This is a genomic window from Marinobacterium sp. xm-d-530 (assembly GCF_013283365.1).
Classification (GTDB): Bacteria; Pseudomonadota; Gammaproteobacteria; order Pseudomonadales; family Balneatricaceae; genus Marinobacterium_E.
Genome location: NZ_WBYM01000002.1, coordinates 368,122 through 379,827, shown reverse-complemented (window position 1 = coordinate 379,827; position 11,706 = coordinate 368,122). Strand labels below are relative to the sequence as shown.

13 protein-coding genes are annotated in these 11,706 nt (G+C 48.2%); 3 read left to right on the top strand and 10 right to left on the bottom strand.

The window, feature by feature from the left end:
• Positions 1-105: 105 nt before the first annotated feature.
• Positions 106-777: a DUF4395 family protein gene (locus XMD530_RS05135; protein ID WP_173483244.1), complete on the bottom strand. Its 672-nt coding sequence runs from the start codon at positions 775-777 to the stop codon at positions 106-108.
• Positions 778-945: 168 nt separating this feature from the next.
• Here XMD530_RS05135 and XMD530_RS05130 point away from each other — a divergent pair, with 168 nt between their 5' ends.
• On the top strand, positions 946-1,380 hold the full coding sequence (locus XMD530_RS05130; protein ID WP_173506845.1) for a flavodoxin domain-containing protein: 435 nt from the start codon (positions 946-948) through the stop codon (positions 1,378-1,380).
• Here the strand turns inward: XMD530_RS05130 and XMD530_RS05125 are convergent.
• The 3 genes from XMD530_RS05125 to XMD530_RS05115 are packed head-to-tail and all read right to left on the bottom strand — an operon-like array spanning position 1,360 to position 4,341.
• Positions 1,360-1,935: an alpha-ketoglutarate-dependent dioxygenase AlkB gene (locus XMD530_RS05125; protein WP_173506368.1), complete on the bottom strand. Its 576-nt coding sequence runs from the start codon at positions 1,933-1,935 to the stop codon at positions 1,360-1,362. The two genes, XMD530_RS05130 and XMD530_RS05125, sit on opposite strands and share 21 nt — an antisense overlap.
• Positions 1,935-2,825, bottom strand: coding sequence for a ribose-phosphate diphosphokinase (locus XMD530_RS05120; protein ID WP_173506367.1), 891 nt, complete (start codon positions 2,823-2,825; stop codon positions 1,935-1,937). Before XMD530_RS05120 ends, XMD530_RS05125 begins: the two co-directional genes overlap by 1 nt.
• Positions 2,826-2,832: 7 nt before the next feature.
• Positions 2,833-4,341 carry a thymidine phosphorylase family protein gene (locus tag XMD530_RS05115; RefSeq protein WP_173483240.1) on the bottom strand — a complete coding sequence of 503 codons (1,509 nt, stop codon included), beginning with the start codon at positions 4,339-4,341 and terminating at the stop codon, positions 2,833-2,835.
• A 141-nt stretch (positions 4,342-4,482) separates the two neighbouring features.
• Here XMD530_RS05115 and XMD530_RS05110 point away from each other — a divergent pair, with 141 nt between their 5' ends.
• Positions 4,483-5,277, top strand: a complete 795-nt coding sequence (locus XMD530_RS05110) for a DnaT-like ssDNA-binding domain-containing protein (protein ID WP_173483239.1) — start codon at positions 4,483-4,485, stop codon at positions 5,275-5,277.
• Entirely contained in the window at positions 5,195-6,001 is an 807-nt protein-coding gene (locus XMD530_RS05105; protein ID WP_173506844.1) for a replication protein P, read from the top strand. The genes XMD530_RS05110 and XMD530_RS05105 overlap by 83 nt, the downstream gene beginning before the upstream one ends.
• A gap of 15 nt (positions 6,002-6,016) precedes the next feature.
• On the opposite strand, the gene XMD530_RS05100 is transcribed toward XMD530_RS05105, so the two are convergent.
• Genes XMD530_RS05100 through XMD530_RS05075 form a run of 6 tightly spaced genes read right to left on the bottom strand, consistent with a single transcriptional unit; the run spans position 6,017 to position 11,638 of the window.
• Positions 6,017-6,283, bottom strand: coding sequence for a hypothetical protein (locus tag XMD530_RS05100; protein WP_173481997.1), 267 nt, complete (start codon positions 6,281-6,283; stop codon positions 6,017-6,019).
• Positions 6,284-6,286: 3 nt separating this feature from the next.
• Positions 6,287-7,288, bottom strand: coding sequence for a nucleoid-associated protein (locus XMD530_RS05095; protein ID WP_173494314.1), 1,002 nt, complete (start codon positions 7,286-7,288; stop codon positions 6,287-6,289).
• Between the two features lie 9 nt (positions 7,289-7,297).
• The gene (locus tag XMD530_RS05090) at positions 7,298-8,350 is read right to left on the bottom strand and encodes a DUF3549 family protein (protein WP_173489076.1); all 1,053 of its coding nucleotides are present in this window, start codon (positions 8,348-8,350) and stop codon (positions 7,298-7,300) included.
• Positions 8,351-8,399: 49 nt separating this feature from the next.
• Entirely contained in the window at positions 8,400-10,382 is a 1,983-nt protein-coding gene (locus tag XMD530_RS05085) for a monovalent cation:proton antiporter family protein (protein WP_173506843.1), read from the bottom strand.
• Positions 10,375-10,704, bottom strand: a complete 330-nt coding sequence (locus tag XMD530_RS05080) for a YqcC family protein (RefSeq protein ID WP_173483234.1) — start codon at positions 10,702-10,704, stop codon at positions 10,375-10,377. The genes XMD530_RS05085 and XMD530_RS05080 overlap by 8 nt, the downstream gene beginning before the upstream one ends.
• A complete protein-coding gene (locus XMD530_RS05075) occupies positions 10,697-11,638 on the bottom strand; it encodes a LysR family transcriptional regulator (RefSeq protein WP_173483233.1) in 942 nt (313 codons plus the stop codon). The genes XMD530_RS05080 and XMD530_RS05075 overlap by 8 nt, the downstream gene beginning before the upstream one ends.
• Positions 11,639-11,706: the final 68 nt, after the last annotated feature.

Here is an 11,706-nt window from a genome sequence, read left to right as displayed (position 1 = left end):
AGTACCGAATTAAAACGTGATCGATGTGGCATGTCAGTGAGGACCGTATAGATCGTATAAGATCCTCACAATTTATAAGGATTTGAGTGAACTAGCTATCGTCTTTTAGTCGTTGCTACTGTCAACACAGGTGTCACAGTGCTCTTTGAAGATACCGACTTTTACCAGCACCGAGTGGAACCAACAGCCGGCACACCAACCTGCAGCGGCTTCAAGCCACATGAAGGTTAGACAGAGAGGAATGGTCACTAGCGGGGTCCAGCGAGGCATCCAGTTTTGTGTGGTTGTCAGCAGTTCACTTCCTGTGAGGCTGTTTACAAATTCGGCAACCGGTACCGGATTGAAGAAGAGAAGGCAGGCTGCAACCAGTGCGGTACCAATCTTCCAAGCAAACTTCTTAGGCTGGTATGGGCGGTAGACCGGCTTGTGGTGACGGTTCATAGCACCGGCAATCCAGAACAGAGGGCAGAGCCAAGCGGTTCGTTTGCTTTGACTTAGCACCATCTCCCAAAGGACATAGAGCAATAGGTAAGTTTGTGGGGTCCAGTCGTAGACCTGGCGAACGACCTCAGCGGAGTAGATGATCTGCCCAGCCATGTTGGTTTCCCAAGTATCTTCCAGTGTGCTGGGATCAACAATGAAAGCCGAGCCATTTATGGTGTTGTAGAAGATGACTAATATAGAGACGGGTACTAAGAATAGAAAAGCGGCACGTGTTCTAACAACATTGTCGTTGACCATGTCGTAACTCATTGGGTGAAACAGTGGGTTTCTCATCAGTGATCCTCTATTGTTTTTATATTAACTGTTCCTAATAATAGGCTAGGTATAAGCGTTAATAATAGATGCTGCTTAGGTTAAGTTTTTCTTAACTAGTTTGGTTATAGATCTCTTGGTTATTTATTAACTTTGCTAATATAGGCGGCTCTCCAGCAGGGTTATTGGATGTCTAAGTTTCAAATCATCGTCGGTACCGTTTATGGTTCAACTATTGAATTGGCTGATGAGTGTCAGGAATTTCTGACCACTCAGGGACATCAGTGTGAATGGCTAGATACACCCGAGCTCTCTGATCTTGATCCATCAGCTTCCCTGCTGATTATGACGGCATCGACAGGAATGGGAGACATCCCAGACGGTTTGATGCCGCTCTACTGTGATCTATTAGATGAAGAGCCCGATTTAACCCATCAGCGCTTTGCATTGGTAGGGTTAGGGGATTCAAGTTATGACTATTTCAACGGGGCGGCCAAACGACTGTTTGAAGTGTTTTCAAAACTGAAGGCTCAATCGTTGGTTGAGCCGCTCTATGTTGATGCCAATAAAGATCCTGAGCCAGCAGAACCTGTTATGCGTTGGCTAGCGAGCTGGATCGATTAGTCGAAAGGTTAGATTGATTCTCGGTTGTTTAACGCGAAGACGTTTTGGCACTGAGTGCTCCCAATACTCTTGAACTCCAGCGTTCATGATCAGCAGAGAGCCGTGGCTGAGTTCAAAGTCGACGGTCTCTTTTCTACTCTTTAGATCTCTAAATCGAAAGGTGCGAGAGCTCCCTAGTGACAGTGACGCGATGACAGGCTGTTCGCCCAGTTCTGGCTCGTTATCACTGTGCCACCCCATACTGTCATGCCCATCTCGATAGAGGTTACAAAGAACGGCATTAAATGTGTGGTTGGCCGTTGACTCGATTTTGTCTTTAATGGATTCGAGAATGTTCGGAAAGCCGCTACCCTCCATTGTCAGATTAGAGTAACGATAACTGACACCTTTTGATGCTACAAAGCACTGCAGTCTTGGAATAGGGTGGCTTTTTCCATAAAGGGTAATACTCTCTTGGCGCCACTCTAAGGTGTCTGTGAGCTCTGTGAGCAGTGCATCTGCTTCTTTAGAACTGAGAAAACCCTCGATCAGTTTAACGTTTAAATCACTACCCATTACAGCTGTTCAAGATAGCCCATCAATTGCGTAGCTATGACCGGTGTCAGATCTAATGAGTTCGTCTCATGGACAATGCTGTTGCAGCTGTGAATTTCGGCAATATCTTTCAATAGTGCATATGCATCTTTAGCGAAAATACCATGGACTCCGATGATCAAAGGTTTACCCATCTCCGCTGACTCCAAGTGTTCAATGGTCGCTAGCATGGTTCTGCCGCTGGAGATGATGTCATCGACTAATACAGGACAATAGCCTCTGTATTGGGCCAGTTCAGGCTCTGTCACAGAGACATCGTAATCACCTGATCGCTCTTTCAACAGGATCTGATAGGGGCGATTAGATGCGTTTGCGATGGCAGCTACCCACTGTTCACTCTCTTCATCAGGGCCGATCAATAATAAGTTGTCGGTTTGCGTTTTTAGGAACTCGGTAATCACCGTTTGCGCCGTGCAGACCATTCCGTTGAGTGTATAAACCGCATCCAGTGTTGGATAACGATGTAGGTGTGGATCGACCGTTATCAGTGCATCAAAGGCGAGGGATAGGTGCTTAGCAAAGTGTCTAGAGGTGATCGATTCGCCAGTATGAAAACGTTTGTCTTGGCGCATATACGGAAGATAGGGTGTGATCAGACAGATATTGCTAGCGCCTAGCTCGCGAGCATTTTCTGCAAAACTGAGTAATGGAAAAAGTTTCTCATTGGGTTGGTATAGGTCGCAGAAAATAACCACGTTGGATTCTGCTACGTCGGTATCAACCCTGAGAAACGTCTCCCCATCAGGGAAGTGACGGATTTCAAATTGACCTAGTGGTAGACCGGTAGCTTCAGCGAGTTTCTCCGGAATAGGGTGGCTTGGAGATAGATTAAATAGAATGGTTTTTTTCATAAGTCACCTATTCACCAAAGGTTAAAATTTGTAGGTGTGATTGCAGATAGTCTACCGCGTAGTTTAGCTCGCCAATGTGTTCAGCATGAATCGTTAGCATGGGCTGCCCACGTTTGATCAGATCGCCTACTTTAACGTGTAGATCAACCCCCGCCGCCGCATCAGCTGGCGCACCGGCCAACTTGGCGACTTTGGCTAGGATACGATTATCAACAGTGGCGAGAGTGCCATCCTTCTCCGCTAACATTTCGTAACGATAGTGGGCTATAGGTGGCTCTTTAAAAGCGCCTTGCGCCTGACAGATGGCAACAAATTTCTCCCAAGCTTTCCCCGTTGTAACCAACTCTCTGGCGAGCTTTTCACCTTCGCCAGGTGATACTTTACCGCTTAAATCGAGCATTGCACCGGCAAGGTAGACCGCGCGATTTAGCAGATCCTGAGGTGCTTGCTCATCACATTTTAAAACTCGGACAATATCTCGCGCTTCAAGAGCGGGTCCAATTCCTTCACCGACCGGTTGAGTCCCGTCTGTCTTAACAATGGCTAAGGTGACACCTAAGTTATCAGCCACTCGTTTAAAACTGTTTGCTAGCTTATCGGCGGCTTCATCATCTCTAACTTTAGCGGTTGGCCCTACTGGAATGTCGATCAAAACGTGGGTCGCGCCTGCGGCTACTTTTTTTGATAAAACAGAGGCGATCAGCTGTCCTTCACTGTCGATATCGAGTGCGCGTTCTACTTGAATGAGTAGATCGTCAGCAGGGCTCAGCCTCACGGACCCTCCCCAGGCTAAACAACCTCCTTCCGAGTGAACGACCTCTCGCATCTGATCTAAGGTGAGACTGACATCTGTGAGCGTCTCCATGGTGTCAGCGGTACCGGCCGGCGAGGTGATTGCTCGTGAAGAGGTTTTGGGAATGGTTAAGCCTGCAGCCGTTAATATGGAGACCACAATGGGCGTGGTGCGGTTGCCGGGTAAACCACCCACACAGTGTTTGTCTAGGACCTGATCTAGCCCCCAATCAATAGTGCTTCCAGCATTGATCATTGCGCGCGTGAGAGAGGTGATCTCTTCATCATCTAACTTGTCGTCACCACAGGCGGTAATAAAGGCGGCTAAGTAAACATCAGCGTAACGTTCATCAACGATGTCATTAATAATTTCGCTAAACTGCTCTTCATTTAATTTATGGCCATAGACCTTTGATCGCACATGCGACAGCGAATGAACAGGCCTTGGGTGAGACAGCCATATGGACTCATGTCCTATCAGTTTAAGTTTCTCCCAAGCCGATTCAGAGAGTCCGATCTCCCCCTCGTCAATTAGGTCTCCCGTCACGATATTCAACGTGGCGATCATGTGATTCTGTTCTGTCGAGACGAGGACGCGCGTTAGGCTGTTAAACCCTTCCGATTTGCAGACAGAACTGTCTGAACGAAGGTAGATGTTGGGTTCGTGGTGTGTATCAATCCCTAAACGGCGTGCCCTTAAGGGATTCATTTTCTCTGGAAACATAGGTCACTCTTATACTAAGACTAAATTCAGTCTACTTAAAAACGGGATACTTTCCACAAGAGTTCAAACAGTAATGAGGTTTCTACTGTTATGGATCAATCGGCGCTGTTAAAATAATTGATCAATTTTGAGAGTGTATTGATGAACGATCTACCCGAACAGCCTCTATCTGTCTCCCCATCCCTAGCATCCAAGTATGGTGTGGATGGTGCGCTGCTGTTGGGTCTGATTGAACAGTACCGCCTTATTGTCAAAGCAGATGAGTTAACTCTCTCATTGTCTGCGTTGCAGGAGCGTTGCCCCTTCTGGAGTGAGGCACAGTTGCTTGAGCATCTTTACACGCTGGCATCTGAATCCCTGTTTGGTCTGCAAGTATCTGATGATCAACTGCTGATTAGTTTTGAAAAGGGAGCTTCTCAATCCGTAGCAACGCCTGCGACAAAACAAGCGCCTGCAGCCATCCAGGCGACAGCTGCTCGACCTCAAACTCATCGTTTGCCAAACTCTAGACGGAACGTGCCGCCCAGTTTTGGTGGTGGCTGGCGTCGATCAACCAATGAGTTGGACGAAATTTTCGAAGCGGCTGAACAAAAACGCAAACTTCAAATTCGTATGGATGTCTCTTGGAGGCCTGATGAGAGTTTCTATCAGTTGCTTCAGCAGCATGGTATTGAAGCTCGATTTGCGGAATCGCATCTTGATGAATTTACACTCTACTATCTGGATAAACTTGATCACCAGAGCGTTTGGAACCAGAAATTCTTAGCCTGGGTAAAACGTGCCGTTCGTGATCAAGAGAGCCGTTCGGCTAAAGCTGAACGTTTTAACGAATCTTCACAAGCCGGTGGGCAGCATGAAAAAAGTCGACGAGATACTCGGGAAAACCGAAAACGGGTTACCGCAGCCGTCATGGACCTCAAAAACCTCGACTGGTAATCGCTCACTCAGTACGCCGGAACATGAGGCGCCGCAACGCGAGCTGATCAGCCAAGAGACCAAAGCGATGGTCAACATGGTGTTTGCTCGTTTCATGGCGATCTATGGCCATAAATTCAAAAGTGCTTTTGAAACCGAGCAGGAGATTATGATTGCCAAACGTGAGTGGGCAATGAGCATCTCTGGCTATGGTGAAAATGAACTGGTAGCGGCTATTAATCGTTGTAAAGAGACCTTAGCTTGGATGCCATCCATCTCAGAGTTCCTCAACATACTAAAAGAGGTTGGAGCAGACTTTGGTCTTCCTAGCAGTTATGAAGCTTACCAAGAGGCTTGTCGATACGCGGGCGATCATCATCACGATTGGTCTCACCCTGCTGTCTATGAGGCGGCCAAGCAGACCGGTTGGTATGAGATTCGAGGGGAGGCGGAAGCCAATATCTACCCACGTTTTCGATACTACTACGATATGATTTCAAAGCGGGTGCGTGCTGGTGAGACGATTGATCAACCAGTGACTGTTGCGATTGAAGCCAAAAGCGAAGTGACGCATGCAACCACCATGCTCGAGTTTGCTAAAACCCATCAGATCGATGAGGCTGAAGCCTGCAAATTGCTCTATTACTTGACCTTGCCTGAGGGCTCTAATGTCCGTTCGCGACAGTACCAGCAGAGTTTAGCAACGGCTCAAGATCGTGGTTGGACGCTGCCGACTACTCAATAGTCAGATTCAAGAGAACTATTTTCTTCCAAGAAAGCGTTTAAGGTGCTTCGACATTTTCGAGGCATTTTGATCGCTGATCAGTTGGTCAAACAGTTTACTCCACCCCAGAATCGATACTGAAAAGAGAAAGCCCAATTTCACATCATCAAACACAATCGCGACCAGCGTCATGGTGATCATTGTGGCAATGACCGAAACGATAAATACTTCTAATTGGCGTGGTCTAAAAAACTTCCAATAGATGAAGAAAGCGACCCCCGCGATGATGATGAAAAAGTGCATCGGTTACTCCTTAGTCTCTGGCTCGAGTTGCTCTTTGAGCTGCTTGATCAGGTTCGCAGGTAGATCCTTTACTGTCAAAGTTTCACTGTTTGGATCGAAAGAGATCGATTTCCCGAGGGATTCGTTGCTGAAGCTGATCGATACCTCACGCGTTCTGCCGGTGTAGCGAACGTATTTTTTCAGACTGGCGCGATCGGGAATGAACTGCTCTTTAAGTTCTGGGGCTTCAGAGGCGATGTATTGATCAAACCCAACCTCTTGGTCACTTTCAACAGAGGCAGTTAGGTCACGATAACTTACGGACTCACCCGCTTTGGATTGTTCTATACAGAACTCGGCGACCTCTTTCTGATAACGTTTACCAGACTCTTCCGGCATATTGGCACTGTAGTCACGAACCACCTCCATGAAGCGTTCTGTGTCAGCTTGAGTATCTACAGTATCGAAGAAGCCAATAAACTCAGCCAAAGCTCGAGTGGCGGAGCGGTCACCAAAACCGAAGCCTAAGGTTAGGTAGCGACTGGCACTAGGGTCAAACAGGCGCTTTAGATCGATGCAGCAACAGAGCCCCATTTTTGAAAACTCAAGCTGTTCTGATTCAATCAGCTCATTGCTCTCATCAAAACACCATCCGTCGGACTGTTTTAATTGAGCTATCCAGAGTTCGTGCAGGTCAGTTTCATCTTGCTCGATGAACGCCCAGTAACCATCCGTCTCTAAATCCTCACTCTCAAACATCACCGCTAACAGCTCGATCACTTTGGAACTGAATTGAGTCAGGTCCAGACCCTTCTCTTGCCAGTTCAGCAGGAGTCCTTTGAAGCTCGTTGCCTCATCCGCAAAACGGCCATAACGCTTGGTGGCCCTGCGTGTGAATACTTGATCGATTTCGTTCAGCAGTTTTCGGGCATTCAGTTCTGACCCAATAGGTTGCTCTTTTAGGTGAAATGACTGATCACCAGTTTGACGAGTTAATCGGTGAGCGATAGCGCGAACACTGTTCATTGCAAGAGCCTATTGTGGTTGGCGAAAGTGTGGGCCGAACATTTGATCGGTTGCCTGTTTCAGTGCATCGGACACCGAGGATGAGCGAAGCGCTTGAACCATCAAGACTCGATGCACCGGCAGGTACATCAAGTCTGCTAGGATACGACTGAAGGCGTTCTGCCCGGCATCACACTTAGCTAGAGCCTCTAAAAACAGAGTTAGAAGTGTTGGCTCAAGCAGCGCATTTTCACAACGGGTAGCGATCGCAGCGAGCAGCTCAGCACTCTGTGCTGCTCTGCTATTGAGAACAGCTTCAATCGCCTGATGCGTATGGCTTTCTGTTTTAGCACTAGAGAGCGCACGGATAAGAAGCGAGATAAGCACAGGGTCTCTGTTTTCGCTTAATGCCTCTGTTAGCTGATGCAACAGCTTTTCGGATAGGTCGCTGCTAGGCTTTGCGTGTTCAAGCAACCCAAGAACTTGTGCGTGTAAGCCTTCTGGAAGCTGATTCAGTGCGTTCACAAGAGTGGCTTCGTTACCGGACTGTTCAAGTCTTACAACAAAATCAGCCAAGCCTTGAAGTGACAAGTTCTCCCAGCCAGTATCAAGGTTGGGTTGGCTGATAAATTGCTGCACAGGCTCGTAATAGGCTGATGCTGCTTGTTGGTTATCCAGTGCTGCTTTGGCATGAAATAGTGCCATCTTTTCATCGCTTGGTTTAAACGCAAAAGGATTCTCTTTGAGGCTGTCTTCTGTTGGAACACCGTCGATACTGGATTGAACGTTTTGCAGTAGGCGATTGACGATATCATCACGCACAGCGCTGAGCAGAAACCCTTGCTCATCAAGCGGTAACTTCAAAAACCAGACGGCATTCTCATCAGCAGACTTAGGATTCCAAAGTAGCAGCGCGATCCATGCGTGCTGCAGGTAGGGAGTAGGGTAAGGGGTGGCCTGAGTCTCGATGCGTTCAAACTCGTCAGCACTGAATGCTCTGATACGACGGCCGAGATCATAGATACGCATCGCGGTTCCGGCCTGTTTGAATAGTGCGGTTAAAGTTACCTGTTGATCGCTCATCGCTGACTCCATTTTCTAAGCACGCGATTTTACCATGTCGGCGAGCGAATCACAGGTTGCCGAGCAGAATCCTCTCTTCTGCCTGTTCAATCTCCCTAGGCGATCCGTTCAGAATCAAAGTATCACCCTCATTAAGTTGCAGAGTACCCGATGGATTGTCGATCTCCTCACCCTGTTGAATCAGTGAGCTGATCTCTAATTCTAGCTCGAGAGCGTCTAGGGTTTTGCCACAAGCATAGGCATTCTCAGAGAGAGTAACCGCGTGCTTTTGAATCACACGGCTTGGGTCTAAATCGGCTTTCAGGGATTGTCCGCCGTGAACGAAACCATGCAATATCCGATAACGTTGTGATCTTACGGTACGAATTCGCTCTTTGATGATATCGGCGGGAACATCCAGCAGTGTGAGGACGTGAGAGACCAACATTAGGCTGCCCTCAAGGGCCTCAGGTACCACCTCTGCTGCGCCGTATATCTGAAACTGCTCTAAGTGATAATCATCCTGGGTTCTAACGAGTACTGGGATATCACCGAATTCGCGCTTGATCTGTTTTAACGTCTCAAGGCTCGACTTGGGGTTAGGCAGCGTCAGAATAATAAGGCGAGCCTTCGCAGCTCCTAAGCCTCGCATAATATCGACACGTTTGGCATCGCCGTAATAGGCAGGCTCACCGGCTGAAGAGGCCTCTTTAATGCGAATCGGGTCCGGATCGATGGCTACGTATTGAATCCCCATCTGCTTCAGAAAACGAGCCACAATCTGTCCAACACGACCATAGCCACAAATGATGACATGGTCTGCGAGTTCGTGATGTTGGCTGGCGGCATCAGCATGTTGGTGCTCTGGCACAGATTCACTGCTGTTTGCGGTTGGGAAAAAGCGCTCTGCAATCCAATCGGCTTTATCTAATAGACTAGGTGTAATGACCATCGAAATGATAATGGTGGAGACTAAGACAGCGTTTAGGTCACTGTCGATCACGTGATAGGTCAGAGCAACCGCGAGTAGGGCAAAGCCAAACTCACCGCCTTGAGCTAGACTGATGCCTGCTTTCAGGGAGGTGTTTGCGTTATTACCGAATAGACGACCTAGCAGCAAAATGACGAGGGTTTTCGCCGTGACCAGCATCAGAGTCGTTAGAATAACCCAGTGGATGTTTTCAACCAGCGCAGACAGATCAAGCTGCATACCCACAGTGACGAAGAAGAGGCCAAGCAGCACATCTCTAAATGGGCGTATGTCATTCTCAAGTTGATGCTTAAAGTGACTCTCGCCCAACATCATGCCCGCTAAGAAGCCACCTAAAGCCATTGATAGGCCCGCTGCGTGAGTAATCCAAGCTGCCGTCATAGCGGTGACCAGTGCAACCAGTACAAATAGCTCATCCGAGCGTTCACGGGCAATCTCATTAAACAGCGCAGGCAGAATTTTGTGCCCAAGTATGAGAAGCAGTAGAAGCAATCCGGCGCCTTGCAGTAGTGGCCAGATGATTGATTCGCTGCTTTCAGCGGTGCTGGTTCCAAGCGCAGGGACTAAGATCAGAAAAACGACCGCGGCAATATCTTGAAATAGCAGAATCCCAAAGGATAGTTGCCCATGTGGTTGGCCTAGCTGCTGGAGTCGAATGAGCTCCTTAGTCACGATGGCCGTTGATGATAAAGCTAATGCACCGGCTAGAACGATGGAGGGTGCCAACTCCATTCCCATTAGTAGCGATAAGCCGATGAAAATAGCGGAGGTAGTAATGACTTGGGCTGAACCTAAGCCAAGAACGGTTTTGCGCATGGCAATCATTTTTGGCAATGAGAACTCAAGACCCAGCATGAACAGAAGGAATACAACGCCAAGCTCCGAAAGCAGCGCCATCTGATCGGGGTGTGCAACTTGAAGCGCAAACGGGCCAATCAGGGCGCCCATAGCTAGGTAGGCCAAAATGGCTGGCAGTTTTAAACGTCTGAACAGGGTGGTGGCAATAACGGCACCAATGAAAATAAGCAGTATCTGTTCAAATAGACCGTAGCTTTCAGCCATTAGTATCCCCGCTGAGTGCACTATCGAGTTGTTGAATCTGAGCGATTAATTGGGTGTTCTCTGTACGACTCTTCAATGCCTCTTCGGCATAGGGGTGGATGTCACTAGAGTCAGGCAGAGGAATATTAGTTTTTAAAAGGGCTTCCAGCCTAGGTATCAAAATCCACTGCAACCACTGAGTAAACTCAAGCGTGTCGATGCAAAAAGGTTGCTGGCTGTTTAACGCTTCCTCTGAGGGTGGCGATGCTTCCCACAGAGATAAACGCTCCATCTCATCTCTGATCGCTGCGATCGATAGTGTAACGGCTTGAGCTTTACTCATCGTTGGTTTCGAACTTGGTGATCGCGGCTTTAATACCGTTGAGTCGTTTAAAGCTGATCTCTTGCGCGGTGCTTAGGAAGTCCAGCATGAAGTCTGACTCTTTCTGCTCTTCGCGGATAGCCGCATAGAGTGTGCACCACAAACCCTCTTCACCCAAGGACTTGGCATCGATGAACTGCTTTTCAAGATACTCGTGCAGTGCCCAATTTGGCAGCGCAGCCACGCCTCGACCACTAGCAACCAGCTGCACCATCATAACAGTTAACTCCGCCGTGCGAATTTCTTGAGGTTCGATACCTGCTGGGTCTAAAAATCGTGTGAACAGATCCAAACGGTTTTGATCGACGGGGTAGGTGATCAGGGTCTCTTCCGATAGATCCGACGGCTCAATCTGCTTTTTAGCGTTGAGTCGGTGTTGGCGACTAAGGGCGAGCATCGATTCGTAACTGAACAGTGGAACGTAGTGAATGCCGTTTCTTGGCTCTGGATCCGATGTGATAACAAGGTCGATATCACCACGAGCCAGTGCAGGCAGTGGCTGGAATGTAAAGCCGGTTGAAAGATCCATCTCAACTTCAGGCCAATTCTTGCGGAATGAGTCGATGGTTGGCATGAGCCAATCAAAACAGCTATGACACTCGATACAGATATTCAAACGACCAACTTCACCACCCGCTAAGCGAGCAATATCACGCTCGGCTGTTCGGATCATCGGTAGAATATCATCCGCCAACGATAGTATGCGTTGACCAGCAGAGGTAAAACTAATCGGTTTGGTTTTGCGGATGAACAGCGAGCAGTTTAGGCGCTCTTCGAGATCTTTGATTTGGTGTGAGAGGGCCGATTGGGTTAAGTGAACCCGCTCTGCAGCTTCGACAAGGCTACCGGCATCTCTTAATGCCACAAGAGTTTTAAGATGTCGAAGATCGATCATGGCTGACTCCAGCTAATTGCATTGAGGCCAGTATAGACCATATCAAGTAAGCAGCCCATGGACTGCTT

What these genes read in the sequence shown, in the direction of transcription:
- XMD530_RS05135 (WP_173483244.1), bottom strand. Translation starts at nt 777, where the DNA reads ATGAGAAACCCACTGTTTCACCCAATGAGTTACGACATGGTCAACGAC.
- XMD530_RS05130 (WP_173506845.1), top strand. Translation starts at nt 946, where the DNA reads ATGTCTAAGTTTCAAATCATCGTCGGTACCGTTTATGGTTCAACTATT.
- XMD530_RS05125 (WP_173506368.1), bottom strand. Translation starts at nt 1,935, where the DNA reads ATGGGTAGTGATTTAAACGTTAAACTGATCGAGGGTTTTCTCAGTTCT.
- XMD530_RS05120 (WP_173506367.1), bottom strand. Translation starts at nt 2,825, where the DNA reads ATGAAAAAAACCATTCTATTTAATCTATCTCCAAGCCACCCTATTCCG.
- XMD530_RS05115 (WP_173483240.1), bottom strand. Translation starts at nt 4,341, where the DNA reads ATGTTTCCAGAGAAAATGAATCCCTTAAGGGCACGCCGTTTAGGGATT.
- XMD530_RS05110 (WP_173483239.1), top strand. Translation starts at nt 4,483, where the DNA reads ATGAACGATCTACCCGAACAGCCTCTATCTGTCTCCCCATCCCTAGCA.
- XMD530_RS05105 (WP_173506844.1), top strand. Translation starts at nt 5,195, where the DNA reads ATGAAAAAAGTCGACGAGATACTCGGGAAAACCGAAAACGGGTTACCG.
- XMD530_RS05100 (WP_173481997.1), bottom strand. Translation starts at nt 6,283, where the DNA reads ATGCACTTTTTCATCATCATCGCGGGGGTCGCTTTCTTCATCTATTGG.
- XMD530_RS05095 (WP_173494314.1), bottom strand. Translation starts at nt 7,288, where the DNA reads ATGAACAGTGTTCGCGCTATCGCTCACCGATTAACTCGTCAAACTGGT.
- XMD530_RS05090 (WP_173489076.1), bottom strand. Translation starts at nt 8,350, where the DNA reads ATGAGCGATCAACAGGTAACTTTAACCGCACTATTCAAACAGGCCGGA.
- XMD530_RS05085 (WP_173506843.1), bottom strand. Translation starts at nt 10,382, where the DNA reads ATGGCTGAAAGCTACGGTCTATTTGAACAGATACTGCTTATTTTCATT.
- XMD530_RS05080 (WP_173483234.1), bottom strand. Translation starts at nt 10,704, where the DNA reads ATGAGTAAAGCTCAAGCCGTTACACTATCGATCGCAGCGATCAGAGAT.
- XMD530_RS05075 (WP_173483233.1), bottom strand. Translation starts at nt 11,638, where the DNA reads ATGATCGATCTTCGACATCTTAAAACTCTTGTGGCATTAAGAGATGCC.